Origin of the sequence: Vibrio tetraodonis (assembly GCF_003350295.1) — a bacterium.
GTDB classification, from domain to species: Bacteria; Pseudomonadota; Gammaproteobacteria; order Enterobacterales; family Vibrionaceae; genus Vibrio; species Vibrio tetraodonis.
Genome location: NZ_QLYY01000008.1, coordinates 145,061 through 165,033, shown reverse-complemented (window position 1 = coordinate 165,033; position 19,973 = coordinate 145,061). Strand labels below are relative to the sequence as shown.

Sequence of the window (19,973 nt, the reverse complement as noted above, 5' to 3'; positions counted from 1 at the left end):
ACCATATTTTGCTACCAAGGGCTGCTTTGGTAGCCCTGATAATCCCGAGGGGGAGATAGTGAAATCTGGTAAACTGCCGAAGGAAGCGGAAGGGTTACAACTCAACTTTTGTAAAACATTGGCGTGTAAAAATTTTGGTCAAAGTGATGCGCATAGGTACATGGTGCAACATGCAAACCCGAAACGACCTACGATGGTTTGTCGGGAATGTGGCGCTTTCCCCCCCTTACTTAACAATCAAGAAGTCTTAAACGAACTTCAACGTTTAAGACTTCTTCACAGTGACGGCTTACCTGCTTGCCGGAATAGCCGTTGCGAAAACTTTGGCCTTTCCGTACACACCAACAAACACGTGTATCATGCGTTTGGCTACAGTGGCGACCGCCAACGTTATCGCTGCAAATTATGCCAATCAACCTTTGTGGACAAATGGTCTGGCACAAATAATAAGCTGGTTTTCCAAGAGACTCTATTGGGGCTGCTATTTACCGGATACTCCGTACGCGAAATATGCCGTAAGTTGGAGATTAACCCTAAGACTTTCTACGATCACCTAGATCATATTGCCAGTCGATGTCGACGTAAATTGGCAATGTTCGATGCGCGATGGGTCAATCACGCTACGCAATACGAACTGGCTTCTTCCTACCGACCATTACAGCCCAAAAGTAATAATGGGGTACTTTGGTTTGTCACTGGGGATGCGAAAACGGGTTATATCCTCTGCCAACATGTGAATTACTCGAGCGATGAAGACCCACAAGGCAAAGCTGATCATGATCCCTACCAACCCAATTCTCGTCTTATTTTCCGAGACTATTCATTGGAGGAATATACCCCGTCGTTCTCGAACGCTTCAGTATTAAAAGAGAGAATTGATCATAAATATCAAGCGATACTCGCGCGTAGTAATGTCGAAGACCCTTTGGGCAATCTCAGCCATTTTCATTACCCGACTAAAGGTGCTCTCATAAGGCCGCCCTACACATCATACGCACATTTCCTACATGTCTTTTCACAATGTAATAATGAGCGACGAGTCACACTTTATTTACCTCAAGACCCTGTTTTGAGGTCCGCAGCTTTGAGCATAGGTTTACCTAGAATTCAAAATCAAAGTATTGACCTCCTCTACGTCGAAGAGGACAGTAACTGGGACAATAATAACGACGTAGATAAGATTGATATTTTACATATGGGGTGGTGGCGTGACCGCTGGGCGATTGCAAATGACAATGGGACGTCCAAAGGTATCTGTTATCTCGCTGGAGACAATAGTGCTCCACAAGACTGGCTAAAAAAAGCCAGTATCCGCCAAACTGTTTTCTATCAAAACAGGTTTCAAACCTTATTTGAGGATTTCATTGACGAGCCTAGGCGTAAGCTAAGACCTGGCGGGCTGCTACCCTTGCTGGATATATTCAGAGCGTGGCATAACTTATGTTACCAAGGTAAAGATGGAATGACGGCAGCACAAAACCTTAATCTGACTCAATCGCCATTAACACTAAGAGAACTACTGTCATAGAACTCACTCCTCAAGATGAACTGGCATCCTTTTCTCAAATCTAAGCGGAGACTGCGTGGCGAGCAGTCTTTAGTATCAAATCTCAACTTCTAAAACGATACGTGTTACAAACTGCGACAAGTTGTTCAAACAAGCCATAGAAAATCAGAAAAATACCCTTGCTAATCCAACCTAGTACTTATTTACTACCCTTAACTATTCTTAACGTTTTAGACTAAACGCTTATGGCTACAAATGTCCTTTGTGGATGGCCATTATGCCGTCTTCGTGGAATAGCAAGCCTCTCAATTTTCAAAAAAGGGAAAGTAAACCTAAAAATCACACATTCATTATTCATACAAAAATATCCGTTTAAATCATAATTAATAGTGGCAGCACGTCATTAAAAAGGGAGCACGTTTATGTTTTTGGATTACTTCGCACTAGGTCTACTGATCTTTGTCGCGCTAGTGATATTCTACGGCATCATAGTCATTCACGATATACCCTACGAAATCGCTAAGGAAAGGCAACATCCTCATCAAGACGCCATACATTACGCAGGCTGGGTGAGCTTATTTACCCTGCATGCTATTTGGCCATTTCTTTGGATTTGGGCAACCTTATGGCGCAAAGAACGAGGTTGGGGTTTCCAAAAGCTGGAAGAAGAACAACACGATATACATCACAGGATGGATCTCCTCAATGAACAGCTCAATCGCTTACAGCAACAAATTGATACTATGACCTCCCCAGTTGAGCAATCATCCGTTGCGAGCACAGACAACAACGAGGAGAAACAATAATGGATTTACTCCTTATTCTGACCTATGCCGCTTTATGTATTGCTATTTTTAAAATTTTTAATATCCCGCTAAATAAATGGACTGTCCCAACCGCTGTCCTTGGCGGTGTCACTCTGGTTGGAACTTTAATCTTACTAATGAACTACAACCATCCATTTACCCAAATAGGAAATCAGGTATTTTCTACAACGCCAATTGTATCTGGGGTGCGAGGGAGAGTTATTGATGTTCCTGTAGAAGCCAATGAGCCTTTAAAAAAAGGGGATGTACTGTTTGTTATCGATCCCACCCCTTTCGAAGCAGAAGTTGATAGATTAAAGGCAAAAATAAAAGAAGCCAGCCAAAGCGCACTTAGCCTTCAATCTGATTTACTCGAAGCTCAAGCGGCATTGACTCAGTCCATCGCAGATAGAGATAAAGCACAGCGAGAATTTTCTCGTTACCAACGTGGCTATGACAAAGGCGCGTTTACTGAGCAAGACCTGGACAGCCGTCGTCAAGCCTATAAGGCCTCGGAGGCCGCGGTCGACGTATCTCAAGCACGAGTGAGCCAAGCAAAAATTGCTCTCAATTCTGAAATAGGCGGTGAGAACACTAGAGTCGCTCAGTCACTAGCAGAATTGCGCCAAGCGGAGTTCGATTTAGAACAAACCGTCGTGAAAGCACCCACCGATGGCTTCGCCACTCAACTCGCTCTTCGTCCTGGTGTGATGGCGGTACCTTTACCTCTTGCTCCTGTAATGACATTTGTACACACAGAAGAAACTCTGTATGCGGCGGCATTCAGGCAAAACTCGCTTCAGCGTCTACAACCGGGCTATGAAGCAGAGTTTCTCTTTAGGGCAATTCCCGGCAAGGTTTTTAAGGGACGAGTTGTTGATGTATTGCCCGCTATCGGCGAAAGCCAATTTCAAGCTCGTGGCTCTCTATTGGGTACTGAAGCGCTGCGTACCAATGGACGTGTTTTTGTTACGCTTGAGATTACCGATGATTTATCCAGTTATCATCTCCCTATGGGAACCGCTGTCGAAGTTGCAGTGTATTCAAATCAGTTCACTCATGTATCCATTATGCGCAAAGTTCTAATAAGAATGAAAAGCTGGCAAAACTATCTCTACTTAGACCACTAACCCTATATAATAAGCCCTAGCTACTGAGTGCTCAGTAGCTAGGGCCTATTATCGCTTAAATTAGCGTATAAAAGAGATATAGCCCTGAAGAATGATCAGATTAACAATATCAATAAAGAAAGCGCCGACGATAGGGACAACCATAAAGGCTTGAGGTGAAGGACCGTATTTATTGACCAGCGATCCCATATTCATCACAGCCGTAGGAGTCGCACCTAAGCCAAATCCACAATGACCACCTGACATAACGGCCGCATCGTAATTAGAGCCCATGACCTTAAAGGTCACAAAGTAGGCAAAAAGGCCTAGGACTACTGACTGAACAGATAATATGACAAGAAATGGAATCGCGAGATCGAATATGTTCCACAGCTTCAAACTCATGAGAGCCATCGCAAGGAATAATGAAAGCGATACAGTACCGAGAATATCAACTGTTTCCGCATCCACTCGATGTACTTTGGTGATTTCCATTACATTAGTAATAAACACACCGATAAACAAGGCATAAACAAAATCAGGGATCATAAGCCAACTGACTTCCAAGCTCGTCACCCACTGCTCAAGATACTTAGCACCAGTCACACAAATCAGCAAAACAAACAGGATCTCAATCACCTTTTTTGAAGTGACTTTATCCTCTTCATACTCGTTATAAGTCACAAGCTCTGGAAACTTTTCATGGGTATTGCCCCCTTTGCCATAATCGGATTCAAACCCATTCTTGTTAATCAACTTTTGCGCAACTGGGCTACCTATAATACCTCCAACGATCAAACCAAAGGTTGCCGATGCCATGGCGATTTCCAGTGTATTACTTAACCCATATGTCTCTGTAAACGTTTGTGACCATGCAGCACCAGTACCGTGACCACCAGATAAGGTGATTGAACCTGCGATTAGGCCCATCAGAGGATCAAGACCAAGCACCGTTGCCAAAGAGACACCAACAGCATTTTGAATGATAATGTAGACTGACGCGACCGTGAGGAAAATAAACACCTTAGCGCCGCCTTTTATCAGCTGCGTATAGTTTGCCGCAAGCCCTACAGTACTGAAGAACATCAGCATAAAAGTGTTTTGTAATGGCAATGAAAACTCTAGGTCTATACCCTCAAAGTGCATCATTGTGATGACAAATGCCACCACAAGTCCACCGACAATAGGTTCAGGAATATTAAACCTGGTCAAGATAGGAAGCTTTGAGTTGATAAAATGACCCAGAAATAAGACACATATAGCGATTAGAAAGGATTCTAGTGGCCCAACAGAAATGACTTGATTCATAAAACCTCTTTATTGTCTGTTACCCCTCTTCCCTAACTAGGCAACGTAATGGCGTTTCTCTTCATTTGGCGGTTAATATTCAGATTAAACCACAAAGTCGTAGTTTAGAAAGCCAAGCCTGAAATCTATCCATGTAAGTAGTGATATTCAGAAACCGTATGATTGACGATTTAATCTAAAAACAAAACCGCCATTATGGATGTAACTGGAGATACTTGTCGAGGAGTGGTTATAAATTTGTCTCTTTTCGCGGTGTAAACTGACAGAAAAGAAAAAGTAAAAAAAAGCCAACCGCAACAATCGCGATTGGCATCTATATTTTGTGAACAATATTATTCACTAACAACGTCAGTTGGCTAGGTGACCCTCGGCTTAATAAGGGTCAATAAGTATTATGCATTTTATATGCCAACATTTAAAGTCCTAAAAACGATATATTGGTTCAGAATTTAAGCAATTAAACGTCTCTTAATTGCAAGTTGCGAATTGCATATTGCAAATTCGGTGCAAATTGATAGTAAACCAGTGTCTTATCAATTTATGCTTTAGGTATAATTTGGTACTGTTTAATTCCCATTGTCGTTATAATCTTGAAATCAAAACTAACTTGCTCTAAACAATGAAATACCTATCAACGTTTTTAAAAGGATTAGCAATGGGGGCTGCTGATGTGGTCCCAGGAGTCTCTGGTGGAACCATAGCTTTCATAACAGGGATATACGACACATTATTGGAAAGCATTAGACGTATTAACCCACAACTCATCAGCGTAATAAAACAAGACGGGATAAAAGCCGCTTTCGAACACATTAACGGTCTTTTTCTAATCGCACTCTTTTCTGGTATCCTCACTAGCATCGCAACACTTGCTAAACTGATTTCTTGGCTGCTGGAGACACATCCGATCCCCTTATGGTCATTCTTTTTCGGCCTGATTCTGGTTTCTGTATTTCATATGCTCAAACAGATAGAAAAAAGAAGTCTGAGCCGTATGATCGCACTTTTACTCGGTGTCATTTTCGCCTACAGCATCACCATACTTCAGCCACTACAGCTTGACCCAACCAGCGCAAACATCGTGCTCGCAGGGGCTATTGCGATCAGCGCCATGATACTACCGGGAATATCTGGAAGCTTTATCCTCCTTCTTATTGGGATGTACGCTCCTATATTGGGCGCCGTCAAATCCATAGATATAACACCTTTAGCACTCTTCGCCTGTGGCTGTGTTATCGGCCTACTGAGTCTGTCACATGTTCTAACTTGGTTACTCAAGCATGTGCGTGATCTTACTCTGACTTTCTTAACGGGTTTAATGTTGGGGACATTGCCTAAGATATGGCCTTGGAAAGAAACGCTCAGTTGGAGAACAAACTCTAGCGGAGAACAAGTACCATTACTTGAACGTAATCTTTCTCCTTTTGACTTTGAAGCGATTACATCGCAGCCTGCGCAACTAACCATTGCAGTAATACTCATGCTCAGCGCCATAGTATTAGTTCTAGCGTTAGAGAAGTTTGCTACTCATTCAGAAAGCGAATAATCACTTTTAAACCACTCGTGAGTATTCCAGAGGCAGCCGTTTGGCTGCTTCAATTTTATCTGCAACTATTCCAAGAACTCATAATGCTCAACTTTTTGTCAGTTGCGTAACGGCTCATTGTTGGACAGGATTAAAGTATCGAATCTTTCGGAGTCCTGACATGTCCAACGTATTTCATCGACATTGCCATCAGATTTTGCCGACGATAAGTCACGGCGAAGGTATGTATCTTTTCGACAAGAATGGGAAATCTTACCTTGATGCTTGTGGCGGCGCAGCAGTATCAAACCTTGGCCACAATCACGCTGCGATTAAGCAGGCGATTATCAAACAAGTCAATCAGATTGCCTATGCTCACACTGGCTTTTTCACTAATGAGCCAAGTGAGAAACTGGCCACCAGACTTTGCTCACTAATGCCCAAGCAATTTAATCGAGCCTATTTTGTCAGCGGAGGCTCCGAAGCCGTAGAAGCCGCTTTAAAGATGGCTCGGCAGCATTTCGTTGAACAAGGAAAACCGAACAAAACCGAGTTTATTGCCCGCAGACAAAGCTATCATGGAAATACGCTAGGGGCACTGAGCGTTGGGGGCAATCAGTGGCGACGTGAGCCATTTAAACCTCTGCTCTCTAGCGCTCATCACATTGACCCATGCTACGCATATCGATACCAAAATAATGATGAAACAGAAGATGATTACTCGATACGCGCAGCCAATCAGCTCGAAGAAAAGATCCTTGAACTCGGAGCCGAAAACGTGATGGCATTTATTGCCGAGCCTGTCGTTGGCGCGACATCAGGAGCTGTACCCGCAACGAAAGGATATTTTAAACGTATACGCGAGATTTGTGACACTCATGATGTTTTGCTCATTTTGGATGAAGTCATGTGCGGCATTGGTCGAAGCGGAAGTCTATTCGCCTTTGAACTTGAGGGCATTGAGCCAGATTTAGTCTGTATCGCAAAAGGATTAGGCGCAGGTTACCAACCTATTGGTGCAACAATAGCCAATGATAAGGTCTATCACTCAATGGCTAGTGGCAGCGGTTTTTTCCAACACGGCCATACTTACATGGCGCACCCAACCGCCTGTGCATGCGCACTGGCAACCATTGACACCATCATAGACGAACAATTGATCGATGCCGTCAATCACTTCGGAGGTAAACTAAAGCGAGCACTTGTGGAACAACTAGGTCCTTTGCCCAACATAGGAGACATACGTGGTAAAGGATTGTTTCTGGGTATTGAGTTGGTCAAAGACAAAACAACCAAAGTTCCTCTTCCCAATAGCACCCAAGCTCATAACCAGATAAAAGCGCATGCGATGCAAAATGGTTTAATGTGCTATCCGATGTCTGGCACGATTGATGGCAAAAATGGACACCACATTTTACTCGCGCCTCCATTTATCCTTCAAGATGGGCATATCGAAGAATTAGTAAGCAAGTTAAAAACGACAATCGATGAAGTGTCAAAAGGGTGGGCCTAATGTCTTTAAATAATGATAAACACACTCATCGCGCCATTATTGTCGCGCCCAATGGCGCTCGCAAAACAAAACAGGATCACCCGAATATTCCACTGACAGAAACAGAAATCATTAGAGAAGTGATCGCGTGCCGAGACGCTGGAGCTGCTATGGTTCATCTCCATTGTCGTGACGACAACGGGCACCATAGCCTTGATGTCACACTCAATAAACGCCTCTATGAGCATGTCAAACACGCCGTGGGCGACTCTATAATAATCCAGCTAACCACTGAAGCGATTGGCCTATACTCGCCTGAGCAACAAAAATACCTAATAAAAGCGGTTAAGCCAGAGGCCGCTTCATTCGCATTGCGTGAGTTAGTTTCTGAGAATGCAGGCCTAAATGACTGTCGAGCTTTTTTCCACTGGGTAGCAGAGCAAGGCATTATCAGCCAAATTATCCTCTATGATCAACCCGATATATCAAGGTACCTACAACTGCTCAATGACGATGTTTTACCAAGCCAAAACCAACACGCCTTAATTGTACTGGGACGATATCAAACTCAGGGAAACCCAAGCCCTAAAGAGTTGGACGATTTGCACATTTCTGCCCTTCATCAATGTGACATTCGTGTTGCAGTTTGCGCCTTTGGCAAACATGAACATCAGTGTTTAACCCATGCATTAAAACAAGGTCTAGACGTTCGGGTAGGCTTTGAAAATAATCACCTTGCTCCAGACGGTAAACCAGCAGCGAATAATGCTCAGCAAGTGAGACACCTCAAAGAATCGGACAATTTATTGAATATTAACTATCATGATGCATATAGTTTTCGACGAGCGCTAACAAATGGCTAGACTTTAGATTAGTAGCCGACCATGCGACAAAAGGAATGACTATGGCATCACTTAAAGGCATCTTCTCAGCACTTGTTACCCTCATTCTTTTCACCAGCCCTTTTTCTGTATTAGCAAAAGATAACTATGTCACTATTGGTACAGGTGGTGTAACGGGTGTGTATTATCCTACTGGTGGTGCCATTTGCAGACTCGTCAATAAAACCAAAGCGATCCATGGTATTCGATGTTCAGTAATCTCTACCGGAGGCTCTATCTATAATGTCAATACCATACGTGCGGGAGAACTTGATTTGGGCGTTGTCCAGTCTGACTGGCAATATCATAGCTATAACGGTACTAGTAAGTTTGCAGATGCTGGGCCATTTAAAGAACTTCGCTCGGTTTTTTCTGTCCATCCCGAACCCTTTACCGTGGTGGCACGCAAAGACTCAGGAATTAAAACCTTTGAAGACTTAAAAGGAAAGCGAGTCAACATTGGTAGCCCTGGTTCAGGTCAACGTGGCACTATGGATGTGCTAATGGAGAGGTACGGCTGGGTTAGAGATGATTTTAAGCTTGCTGCTGAACTTAAAGCGTCCGAATTATCCAAAGCTTTATGCGATGACAAAATCGATGCGATGATCTACGTAGTAGGTCACCCTAGTGCCGCTATTCAAGAAGCGACCACAGGATGCGAAAGCAGGATCATTGGCGTTGAAGGTCCTGTAGTGAAGCAATTGCTTTCCGAAGCAAGTTATTACCGCTCAGCAGTTGTGAAAGGAAATACCTACAAAGGTAACCCGGATGATGTAAACACTTTCGGCGTAGGTGCCACGTTTGTCTCATCGACTGCTGTATCAGAAGAGGTGATTTATCACATCGTGAAGTCAGTGTTTGAAAATTTTAATAACTTCAAAAAACTGCACCCAGCCTTTGCTCACCTTAAAAAAGAAGAAATGGTAAAAAGCGGCTTAACCGCCCCGCTTCACCCTGGCGCTCTTAAATACTATAAAGAAGCGGGACTTATTCAATAAACCTATCTTAGGATTTTTAAGCCAGCTGCTCGACTAGCCATTGATGAAATAATTGAACTTTTCTCGATGCCAGTCGGTAGCTAGGCACACTCATATAGTACCCATAGCCACTTTTCATCGATAGACCAAGCGGGTTCACCAACTCTCCCTTTTCCAACTCTTTAGTCAGCATAAAATCTGGAATTAACGCCAGCCCCCGACCTCTTTTAACTGCTTCAAGTGATAAATAGAAGTGTTCAAAACCTACCTGACAATAATTGGACACATCCAAGCATTGATATTGGCTTTTGAATAGTTCCCAAAGCTGTGGGCGAGTGGTTTGAGGGATCAGAGAATGCTCGGACAATACAGACTCGACGTCAGTACAAGTGGTCTTTACATCACCAACCAACAGCAAGGTTTCGTGCCTTATCAGTTCGCTGTGCTCATAGTGCTTAGATAACGGCAAACAACGCAGCACAATATCCGCTTCACCAGCGAGTTTGAGCTCAGTATCTTCTCGCGTTCGGATCTTCACTTGTAGCTCAGGTGCGATTTGACGAAATTCTTCAACCTTATCAATTAACCATAAGCTGGCAAACGATGGAGGCACATCAATGGTTAATTGTTCTTGAGTGGTATCGCTTTGAATCAAGCTCGCCGACGCATGTTGGATAATCTCTAACGCTTGCATTATTTTTGGTAGGTATTGTTTTCCAGCAGGCGTCAACACAATACCGTTAATCTGCCTTTCAAATAGCGCTTGACCCAACATATTTTCCAACAAGGTAATTTGTTTGCTGACCGCACCTTGAGTGACATAAAGCTCTTTAGCCGCTTTAGAAAAGCTCTGATGATGAGCAACAGAGACAAAAGAGCGAAGGGATTTAATCGTAGGGATTTCACTGCTTTTAAGCATGGAAAATACGGTTTCTGATCGAATTTATATCAAGAGAATAAAAGCCAAGCCAAACCATGTAAAGAAACAAAACACTAGAGAGGCGCAATGCCTCTCCAAGCCATGAGATATTATGTATTAGAGTGGATCAGCACTTGGGAAGAAAAACCTCACCCAACATGCAACGCACACTACCACCACCAATAGATTCTATTGTCTGCACATTAAATGGCATCAATTTAGCGTGGCTAGACAATTGAGCACACTGCGCAGGCGAAAAAGCATCATAAGCGGACTGAGACATGGCAATGACTTTATCGCCAGAATCGGTTTCCAATTCTAAAATATTGCCGCAAAATTGATTCATCTGCTCAAGGCTGATTGAAATGACTTGCTTATCTTTGGCCAGTGATTTGATCACAAATCGACGTTCAAACTCAGGAATCACTTCATCGCAAATCACGCAGAAGTGCTCACCAATAGCCATCATTACATTGGTGTGATAAATCGGCTTTCCTGATGGAAGTGCAGTTTGGAAAGAGACGACTCGCTCATAGCCAATACGCTCAGCGTAATCTTCTAACACTTCACGATCGCAGCGCTGTGAGAGCGCCGCATAAATGGTTTTGTTGAGATGATCAATAACCATTACGCCCGTGCTCTCTAAATGGGCATCCTGAGCTAGATAGCCCACTAAAGAGTCCTGAGACTTCACTTTACGACCAGAATTTTCTAGAGCGGTACATAAAGCGTCCGGTCTCACTTCTTGCTGGCGGTTTTTACACGCCATAGGAAAAGTGTACATAGCGCCGTCAGAGGTCGTGCTAAACCAGTTGTTTGGGAATACCGCGTCAGGCGTTTCTATTTGTCCTAACGGATAGTCAAATTCAATCACCTGGACGCCAGCACCGCGAAGCTGATCGGCCATTACGCGAAACTCTTGCATAGCCAGTTCACGTACTTGTTCTGTTGTTTGACTGACTTGATGCTGGAACTCATTATCAAGTGCAGTTTCGGCATTGAATGCAAACTCTTTAGGCGGAACCATTACCACACAATTGGCGTTTTGCACTGTAGAAACGGCTTTTTGTTGTTTTGGTTGTTGTTTTAACATTGCAATAGACTCATTGTTTCTCACTCACTTGGGAGAATTGTAGACATATTGTTAAAATAACAATCACTGAAATTACTCCACTTTATGTTATAGAACCAGAAATATTCCTGAAAATTTCATCAAATACCATAAAGTTTACTGAAAAGTGCGGAGCTAAAGATTTTCTGATGGATATTATGCAAACATTCCGATAACAAAAAGTTGTTCGGTGGTTACATTTCAAATAGTAACAGTATACCATTGATACAATACGCTATTGGTATCGATGGCTTTTCAACGTCGTGTATTTGAAGGCTAGTTATGTTTAAAAAATTCGAAGGCTTCACAAAACCCTTTCCTAACGAAGAACCTACGCAGCCACCCTATGGGATTTGGGCATTTTGCCGCTATTATACCCGAGGCTTTGAGCGCCCGCTGATCATCATGTCTCTAATGGCTATGATCATCGCCATTGCAGAAGTCTCCCTTTTTGGCGCCATGGGTAGCTTGGTTGATTGGTTAACGCACAGCAGCCCTGATACGTTTTGGCAAGACAATAAAACTGAGCTCATGCTATATGGCGGCCTCATACTCATTATCATGCCTATTTTAGTGACCGCTTATTCTCTTGTTATTCATCAAACTCTGCTCGGCAATTACCCAATGTCGATTCGCTGGCTTGCTCACCGTTACCTGCTCAAGCAAAGTCTCAACTTCTATCAGGATGATTTTGCCGGACGCGTTGCAACCAAAGTAATGCAAACATCGCTTGCCGTTCGTGAGACCGTCATGAAGTCAATGAATGTGTTCGTTTATGTCTCGGTTTACTTTACCGCGATCGTTGTCTTGTTAGCTCAGGCCGATTGGCGTTTGATGATCCCAATGTTGGTCTGGCTGGCATGTTATATCGGTATCCAAATCCATTTTGTACCTAAACTCAAAGGCGTAGCCTCAGAGCAAGCCGATGCGCGCTCAACCATGACAGGTCGCATTGTTGACAGCTACACCAATATTGCAACCGTTAAACTCTTCTCTCACAGTAAACGCGAAACCGAATACGCAGAAAAAGGCATGCAAGGATTCCTCGATACTGTGTATCGTCAAATGAGATTAGTAACAGGATTTGATGTCGCGGTAGAAATATCTAACTATTTGTTGGTCTTTTCTGTTGCCTCCCTTTCAATTGTACTTTGGATGGATAGCTCAATCAGCATTGGAGCCATCGCGATTGCTATTGCGCTGGCGCTACGTATTAACGGCATGTCGATGTGGATCATGTGGGAAGTCGGTGCTTTGTTTGAAAACATGGGTACTGTAGTTGACGGGATGAAAACACTCTCTAAACCCATTGATATCAAAGATAAAGAGCAAGCTAAGCCACTAGAGGTCAATCAAGGATCGATTGAATTCGATAACGTTAGTTTTCATTATGGAGATGAAAACAAAGGCGTGATCAGCGATCTCAACCTCAAGATAAAACCGGGCGAAAAAGTTGGGCTAGTTGGCCGCTCAGGTGCCGGTAAGTCGACCTTAGTTAACTTGCTGCTGCGCTTTCACGATGTAGAGAGTGGCTGTATTAAAATCGACGATCAAATAATCTCTGATGTTACCCAAGATTCACTGCGCAGTAACATAGGTATGGTGACTCAAGACACCTCTCTGCTTCATCGCTCAATTCGTGACAACATTCTGTATGGTAATCCAGATGCGACGGAAGAGGATCTGCTCAAAGCCACCAAGCAAGCTCACGCCCATGAGTTTATAGAAACGCTTAACGACCCATTTAGCAACAATGGTTACGACGCTCAGGTTGGAGAGCGCGGAGTCAAACTGTCGGGCGGACAAAGGCAACGTATTGCGATTTCCCGAGTATTACTCAAAGATGCTCCTATTCTTATCCTCGATGAGGCCACATCAGCGCTCGATTCAGAAGTAGAAGCAGCGATTCAAGAAAGCCTAAATGAGTTGATGCAAGGTAAAACCGTTATCGCGATCGCGCATAGGTTATCCACCATTGCTGCCATGGATCGCCTAATCGTTCTCGATCAAGGACAAGTCGTCGAACAAGGCACACACAGTGAGCTAATCCAAAATGAAGGCATTTACGCTCAGCTCTGGGCGCATCAAACCGGTGGTTTTATCGGCGAAGAGGCAGCAGACGCAAAAATCGCTTAATCATGGGCTGTAAATTCTATTAATCAAGTAAAATAATGGCGACAAACTGGACACCAGTCGTCGCCATTGATTTTCAGGTGAATTTAAGTAGATTGGCGGAATTTTTAATGTTGGTTTAGGTAAGGTCGACGAAGTACAAGACCTCAACTATAAGGTCAACACTTAACCCTATCTATTGATTACAAATTAAGCTCATTTGGTCCAGTCTAGTAAGACTAGATGAGCTTAACTTTGGAGGTTTACAGTGGGTACCCTGCCCTAAATCGTCTGATTAGATGAGATTAAAGCCTCTTCAACACCCTGACTTTGGCTATCCAGAAGAGATTGCAACAAGGTGATTTCTTCGACCGTAGCTCCTCTCAAAGGGCGGCGGGGCAAGCCAGCAGCAATGCCTCTTAGCACCAATCCTGCTTTTATGGCTTTAGGTATTCCACCGGAGACAATAAAGTTCAACATGGGAAGCTGCTGATAAAATATCTCTCTTGCCTCATCAAGCTGACCTGCAGCAACACTTTGGTAAAGTGCTTTGGGCTTTTTACCAATCAGGTTGGGGGCTGCGGTACACCAGCCAGATGCACCTGCACAAAGGGCTTCAAGGGCCAGAGGGTTACTACCATTAAAGAAAGGTAGCTTGCCATAGCTCAGGGCATACAACTTGTGCATCCGCTGAATATCTCCGCTGCTCTCTTTCACCATGGTGACATTGTCTATTTCATTAAACATCTGAACCAGCAATTCAGGGGATATATCAATGCCGCTGGTTGCCGGATTATTGTATACCATAATAGGAAGACTGATAGAGTCAGATATCTCTTTGTAATAATTGAAAATTTCTTTTTCCGTCAACTTCCAGTATGAAACAGGAATGATCATCACAGCATCAGCGCCGATAGACTGCGCATATCTTGCTTTGCTGATCGCCTGTAGGGTGGTTAATTCAGAAATACCTACAATTACTGGCACTCGGCCTGCGACAGATTTCACCGTAAAGTCAGCAACTTGTCGCCATTCTTCTAAGCTTAAATAAGCACTTTCTCCAGTGCTACCCAGTGGCGCGATAGCGTCGCTGCCATTTTGAAGAAGAAGCTCCAGCGTTTCACCAAGTACATCAAAATTGATGCTACGTTCATCGGCGCTGAATGGGGTAATTGGATAAGAAATAATACCAGATAGTTTCACGTTATTGTCCTTATATGCAGTCGGGATGGGTTTTCAGTACTTGCCTTACGTAGTAAGCAAAATTCACTTTGTTTCGTTTATCCGTCGATACCCAATCATGAGCTTCATTGGCGAGTGCTGGGGGAATTGGTTGGATCTGTCCAGCTGCCATCGCGAGCAATTGCAGCTTTGCTGCTCGTTCAATCAAAATGGCGAGGTTACACGCTTCTTCAATGGTTTTTCCGGTCACCAACTGGCCATGATGAGAGAGCAAAATGGCTCGGTTGTTTCCCAGCGCGTTCGAAATAAGGACACCTTCTTCATTACCGACAGGAACACCAGGCCAATCACCAAGGAAGGCACAATCATTGTACAAGCCACAGGTATCCATATGAGATATGGTTAACGGAACTCTAAGCATGGAGAGAGCAGCAACATAGGTCGGGTGAGTATGAATGATGCAATTCACTTCGGGGTGTTCTTTGTATACCCATGTATGAAAGCGATTAGCTGGATTGGCCATACCTTGCTGATCTAGAGGTTCCAGATCTTGGTCTACTTCAAGAAGATTATCGGCGGTGATTTCATCAAATCCTAAACCAAACCTCTGGGTAATGAAGGTGTCTGGTTTATCTGAACGACAGGTGATTTGCCCGGCTAACCCTGAATCATGCCCCTTAGTAAATAAAATCCGGCAAGTTAATGCAAGCTTCTGCCGATCGGTTAAATTGAGATCAGGAATAGTGGCATTCATGCTGCTCTTGGCCATTTCCATTAGAGTCTCTTTACTGAATGTTTCAGTTTTCATTATCTTACCTCCCAAGGCTATTGCGTCTCCTAAACTTGACTCTCATAATATTGGCTTTCTGGACCCCAAATAACAGCCAGATTTCATTTCCTTACTGGTCCAGGTGGAGGTGTATTTGTTACGTCCTTGGCAAACTAAATTTCGGCTTTCACGCAAAAGCGGGGAGTCCATTCACACAAGCTTGAGCAATCAGATCGCAGAAGACATTTGCTCTGGGCGTTTGGCTTCTGGTCACATGATGCCAGGATCTAGAACCTTAGCGCTTCAGTTGCAAATCAACCGTAAAACGGTTCAGCAAGTCTATGAGGAGCTGGAGTCTCAAGGATGGCTGGTTTCCAAACCACGTCGTGGAACCTATGTGGCAGATATACTGCCCGAGCTGTCTTTGTCGTGTGAAAACCAAGAGTTAGTAAGTCATGCACAAAAAACTTGTTCCACTGAAAACTCGTTCGAGTCGAAGCTGCGTTTACCCCATAATGTGATAGAGACCCGCTCTATCAATGACGGAGTACCTGATACCAGATTGATTCCATATGAACTACTGTCACGTGCTTTTCGCCGAGCAATAGTACAAACGAGCAGACAGTCTTATTTGGGTTATGGTGATCCTAGGGGCACGGATGCTTTGCGTCAGTCTCTCCAACGTATGCTCAATATGGACAGGTTTATGAATGTCACCACAGACCAGATTTGCGTTGTCCGTGGCAGCCAAATGGCAATTTATCTCTCATCAAAGGTTATGGACCCTGAAAAAGGTGTCATGGTGGTTGAATGTCTTTCTTACTCACCGGCAGTGGCTGCATTTGAATCAAATGGATTTAACATCATTCGCTGTCGGCAAGATGAGCAAGGTCTGGACATTGAAGACTTGGAAAAGATTTTATCGTCTTATCAAGTGGTAGGCGTTTATACAACGCCACATCACCAATATCCAACAACCGTCAGTTTATCCATGGATAGGCGCCTTAAACTCTTGCAGCTATCCAAACGCCATGGGTTTACGGTATTGGAAGACGATTATGATCACGAGTTTCACTATGATAGTCGCCCTATTTCACCGCTAGCCTCTCTTCCAAATAGTGAAAACGTTATTCATATCGGCTCTTTATCTAAAGTGTTCGCCCCTGGGTTAAGGCTTGGATACTTGGTGTCGAGTCCAACATTTATTAATCGTGTTGCTGAGGAGGTGACTCTGATTGATAGACAGGGCAATACAGTAACTGAGCTCGCAGTCGCGGACCTGATGCAATCAGGCGATGTCAAAAAACACATTCGTAAAGTTCGTAAAATATACCAAGCTCGTCGAGATCATGCCGCAAGTGAATTGCAGCGCATTTTCAGCGATAAGGTGTCGTTTCACCTACCGCAAGGTGGGTTGGCACTTTGGGTTGATATTTCAAGGCTACTGACAGCCTTTGGTGATAATAAGACTGAGGATCTTTTATCAAACTTACCCGTTTTATCAGGCAGCAAACTGTTTACCAATGCAGAAGCAATATCACCAGCACACATACGATTTGGCTTTGGTGCACTGACAGAAGGTGAAATTACCATTGCTTTAGAGCAATTCGCTGCACAACTAATGTGAAGGCGATGAAAAAAGAAGTGCAAGATGTATGGCAAGGTACATCTTATTACGTTGGAAATAGTTCGTAAGCAGGCTGTTATGTTCGGTTATCAGAGCGTCTTAGAGGCTCTTTTATTTGCTACATCACATGATTTTTCATAAGAGCTACCCGTAGCATCAAACACATGCTCCCACTTGAACACCTTATTTGTGTTGTTTCAACGCATGAATGGTGGACTTAATTGCTTTTATCATATGGTCTGAGCGTGGGTCGCTTTGATTTCCATATTCAAACAACATAAGTTCTAAAACGGGTACAGACGCAAAAGAAAAATCTTTATAGCTTTGAAGTTGATATATAGCTGCAACTTGCTGGACCATTTTTATTTCCTGACCACTTCCATCAACTCCAGAGGCTAATAGTACCATTTGATGAAATGCTTCATAGTGCTTTTGCTGCTGCTCTCGATTACGCTGATCGATCCACTTAACCAAACCGATTACAAACGAAATTGACGCTCCACACAGAGTAATAAGGGAAACATACTTTAGTAACTCGTCCAATTTCTCTCCTTGAAAATTAACATTCTTAATAACAGTCAGCCTGACTTTTCGTCATGCCAGACTTTGGAAAAACCTACCATTGACCGCTAAAAATTCAAGTAAATATGTCATGTTATTCATTCTATCATCACATAAAAACATACCAAGGTGTCATTACTTTCTGATAGAGCAGGTTATTTGACCCTTAACGACAATCGCCCCCAATTGGGGGCGATAATTCAAGGTAGATTTGGTTCTTTATTGCTTTAATGCTTTAATGCTTCGCTTTTTAGAACACCTGTGACATACCTGTATCTTGGCTGCTGACTAATAATAAGCCGATGGCGATTAGCAGTAAGCCTCCAAAAAGCTGCACATAATAACCAGCAAGCTGCCATGGCGCCGTCTTGTCACTGCTGGTTGCAGCAAGGTAACGTTTAACTATTTTCTTACTGGTCAAGGTTAAGATGGCAATAATTGAGGTTGTCAGGGCAGTTCCACCAGCCATGGCAAGTGCACTCATCACACCCAACCAATAGGTGCCTACCATATTGGCAAACAACAGCGCCATGATAGCACCGGTACATGGTCTAATCCCTATGCTTGCAACAATCCCAACGTATTCTCTTAAGGTCGATGCCTGATTAATTTCAGCAGCGCCTGCCACGTGCTGATGTCCGCAGCCACATTCATCGTGTGAGTGCTCTGCTGTATGCACAGCACTCTGGGGCATCAATAACGAACTAGAAGCATTCATCGACATCATTGGTGAGGCGGTGATTGGCGTCAAGGTTTTCACCTTCAGCTTAGGCACTCGAATAGCTCGGTAAATCTGCTTGCTCGCTTTCCAACAAATCAGAAGGCCAAGCACCACAACCAAAACAAAGCTAAGCGCGACAAAGGTAGCGGCCTTTTCATTCACCACTCGCATTGACGCATTAAAGCCCCAAATTAAGACGCTCACCAATAAGATAGCCACCAAGGCTTGGCATATGGCTGAAATAATGGTCAGCATCAGACTCGCTCTTACTTTCGCAGGATGCGTGGCTAAATAGGTAGAAACGATCACCTTACCATGACCAGGCCCAAGCGAATGAAGCATTCCATAAAGAAAACTGAACCCGACCAAATACCCACCTGACACCAATGGCTCGCTTTGCGCGCTATAAAGTAAATCTGCCAGCTCAGCATTAACTTCTCTTTGCCATTCAATGGCCGACAAGACTAAAGAAGGCCAAATAAGCCACACCTGATAAGCGCCGATAATGAGCACCATTAAAGAAATAACCGCAATTAACCAACTTGTTTTTATGATTCGACTTAGTTTCATCGTACTAAACCTTATTATTTTTAACGTAAATAGTCACGCCTTGAGAAATGAAAAGAGACAATAGATCTATTAGCTAGCCACAACCGCACATTGCATTTTGACCATCTGGGTAAATAGCTGACCAAGGGTATTATCTGGGTCAGCATCTTCAGGTAACGACATGGCATACATCATTTGCTGAGAAGTAGGATGAGGTTCAACCAGATCAAATTGGCATTGCTGCGCCAGCCCTTTAGAAAGAACAACATCGGATTTAGAACGCCAAGCCATATCAACATAATAACTGGAATCAAAGACCAGCAAGCGCAGCGTATCTCTGGTTATCGGTTGAGGCTTAGCCAGTGGTAGCGCGAAACTGAGTTTTAACTTAGATTTATCGCGCTCAAATTTTTGATCCGTGGCCGGGTGATATTTGATTGGCTCTTCGCCATCATAAAAGTAGGTAAAGTAGTGTTGGCTTAGCATATTCTTTACCACGGTTTTGGCCAGCTTATCTAAAGTGCTTTGCACATTCTCAGGCGACATATCTTCGCCATCAAGCAAATAGGCTGACGTCATTGAATCAAACGTCCACTCCATTTTAAGGCCGCTGACCACACCATTTTCACCTTCGATATGAGTTTTCATATTAACCCAAGAATGAGGATGAGCCTGAAGAGGCAGAGAGGTACTCAATACCGATAAGCTCGCTAAGCTCCCTAGCATAAAACGCTTGTAGAACCTTCGCCTTGAATGCATGGATAACCATCCAAAAACCTTGGTCCACTTTTTCATCCTAGCGGTGAAACTCATATACATA

General features: G+C 43.6%; 17 protein-coding genes. 9 read left to right on the top strand and 8 right to left on the bottom strand.

Features of this window, described 5'->3' with window-relative positions:
* Positions 1–58: 58 nt before the first annotated feature.
* From DPF90_RS05925 to DPF90_RS05915, 3 genes are all read left to right on the top strand, one after another.
* Positions 59–1,528 (top strand): IS1 family transposase, encoded by a 1,470-nt coding sequence (locus DPF90_RS05925; protein ID WP_114785405.1) that lies wholly within the window; start codon positions 59–61, stop codon positions 1,526–1,528.
* Between the two features lie 401 nt (positions 1,529–1,929).
* A complete protein-coding gene (locus DPF90_RS05920; RefSeq protein WP_114785404.1) occupies positions 1,930–2,313 on the top strand; it encodes a DUF3302 domain-containing protein in 384 nt (127 codons plus the stop codon).
* Positions 2,313–3,443 (top strand): HlyD family secretion protein, encoded by a 1,131-nt coding sequence (locus DPF90_RS05915; RefSeq protein WP_114785403.1) that lies wholly within the window; start codon positions 2,313–2,315, stop codon positions 3,441–3,443. Before DPF90_RS05920 ends, DPF90_RS05915 begins: the two co-directional genes overlap by 1 nt.
* 60 nt (positions 3,444–3,503) lie before the next feature.
* Here DPF90_RS05915 and gltS read toward each other — a convergent pair whose 3' ends face one another.
* A complete protein-coding gene (gene gltS / locus DPF90_RS05910) occupies positions 3,504–4,730 on the bottom strand; it encodes a sodium/glutamate symporter (RefSeq protein ID WP_114785402.1) in 1,227 nt (408 codons plus the stop codon).
* Positions 4,731–5,349: 619 nt separating this feature from the next.
* Here gltS and DPF90_RS05905 point away from each other — a divergent pair.
* From DPF90_RS05905 to DPF90_RS05890, 4 genes are all read left to right on the top strand, one after another.
* A complete protein-coding gene (locus DPF90_RS05905) occupies positions 5,350–6,273 on the top strand; it encodes a polyprenyl-phosphate transporter (protein ID WP_114785401.1) in 924 nt (307 codons plus the stop codon).
* Positions 6,274–6,433: 160 nt separating this feature from the next.
* Positions 6,434–7,765 (top strand): aspartate aminotransferase family protein, encoded by a 1,332-nt coding sequence (locus tag DPF90_RS05900; protein ID WP_114785400.1) that lies wholly within the window; start codon positions 6,434–6,436, stop codon positions 7,763–7,765.
* The gene (locus DPF90_RS05895) at positions 7,765–8,607 is read left to right on the top strand and encodes a beta-keto acid cleavage family enzyme (protein WP_114785399.1); all 843 of its coding nucleotides are present in this window, start codon (positions 7,765–7,767) and stop codon (positions 8,605–8,607) included. Before DPF90_RS05900 ends, DPF90_RS05895 begins: the two co-directional genes overlap by 1 nt.
* A gap of 41 nt (positions 8,608–8,648) precedes the next feature.
* Positions 8,649–9,623, top strand: a complete 975-nt coding sequence (locus DPF90_RS05890; protein WP_114785398.1) for a TAXI family TRAP transporter solute-binding subunit — start codon at positions 8,649–8,651, stop codon at positions 9,621–9,623.
* Positions 9,624–9,639: 16 nt separating this feature from the next.
* Here the strand turns inward: DPF90_RS05890 and DPF90_RS05885 are convergent, their stop codons facing one another.
* On the bottom strand, positions 9,640–10,521 hold the full coding sequence (locus tag DPF90_RS05885; protein ID WP_114785397.1) for a LysR substrate-binding domain-containing protein: 882 nt from the start codon (positions 10,519–10,521) through the stop codon (positions 9,640–9,642).
* A gap of 127 nt (positions 10,522–10,648) precedes the next feature.
* Positions 10,649–11,614 carry an arginine deiminase-related protein gene (locus DPF90_RS05880; protein ID WP_114785396.1) on the bottom strand — a complete coding sequence of 322 codons (966 nt, stop codon included), beginning with the start codon at positions 11,612–11,614 and terminating at the stop codon, positions 10,649–10,651.
* Between the two features lie 300 nt (positions 11,615–11,914).
* On the opposite strand from DPF90_RS05880, the gene DPF90_RS05875 reads away from it, so the two are divergent.
* Entirely contained in the window at positions 11,915–13,768 is a 1,854-nt protein-coding gene (locus DPF90_RS05875) for an ABC transporter ATP-binding protein (RefSeq protein ID WP_114785395.1), read from the top strand.
* Between the two features lie 258 nt (positions 13,769–14,026).
* On the opposite strand, the gene DPF90_RS05870 is transcribed toward DPF90_RS05875, so the two are convergent.
* Together DPF90_RS05870 and DPF90_RS05865 are read right to left on the bottom strand one after the other, a co-directional pair.
* The gene (locus DPF90_RS05870) at positions 14,027–14,947 is read right to left on the bottom strand and encodes a dihydrodipicolinate synthase family protein (RefSeq protein ID WP_114785394.1); all 921 of its coding nucleotides are present in this window, start codon (positions 14,945–14,947) and stop codon (positions 14,027–14,029) included.
* Between the two features lie 10 nt (positions 14,948–14,957).
* Complete coding sequence (locus DPF90_RS05865) at positions 14,958–15,734, bottom strand: aldolase (RefSeq protein ID WP_114785393.1); 777 nt, start codon at positions 15,732–15,734, stop codon at positions 14,958–14,960.
* A 115-nt stretch (positions 15,735–15,849) separates the two neighbouring features.
* Between DPF90_RS05865 and pdxR the strand changes: the two genes are divergently transcribed.
* Entirely contained in the window at positions 15,850–17,322 is a 1,473-nt protein-coding gene (gene pdxR / locus DPF90_RS05860; protein WP_114785392.1) for a MocR-like pyridoxine biosynthesis transcription factor PdxR, read from the top strand.
* Positions 17,323–17,505: 183 nt separating this feature from the next.
* Here pdxR and DPF90_RS05855 read toward each other — a convergent pair whose 3' ends face one another.
* From DPF90_RS05855 to DPF90_RS05845, 3 genes are all read right to left on the bottom strand, one after another.
* Positions 17,506–17,865, bottom strand: coding sequence for a hypothetical protein (locus DPF90_RS05855; RefSeq protein WP_114785391.1), 360 nt, complete (start codon positions 17,863–17,865; stop codon positions 17,506–17,508).
* A gap of 268 nt (positions 17,866–18,133) precedes the next feature.
* A complete protein-coding gene (locus DPF90_RS05850) occupies positions 18,134–19,174 on the bottom strand; it encodes a nickel/cobalt transporter (protein ID WP_114785390.1) in 1,041 nt (346 codons plus the stop codon).
* Positions 19,175–19,243: 69 nt separating this feature from the next.
* The gene (locus DPF90_RS05845) at positions 19,244–19,966 is read right to left on the bottom strand and encodes a DUF1007 family protein (RefSeq protein ID WP_420855719.1); all 723 of its coding nucleotides are present in this window, start codon (positions 19,964–19,966) and stop codon (positions 19,244–19,246) included.
* Between the last annotated feature and the right edge of the window lie 7 nt (positions 19,967–19,973).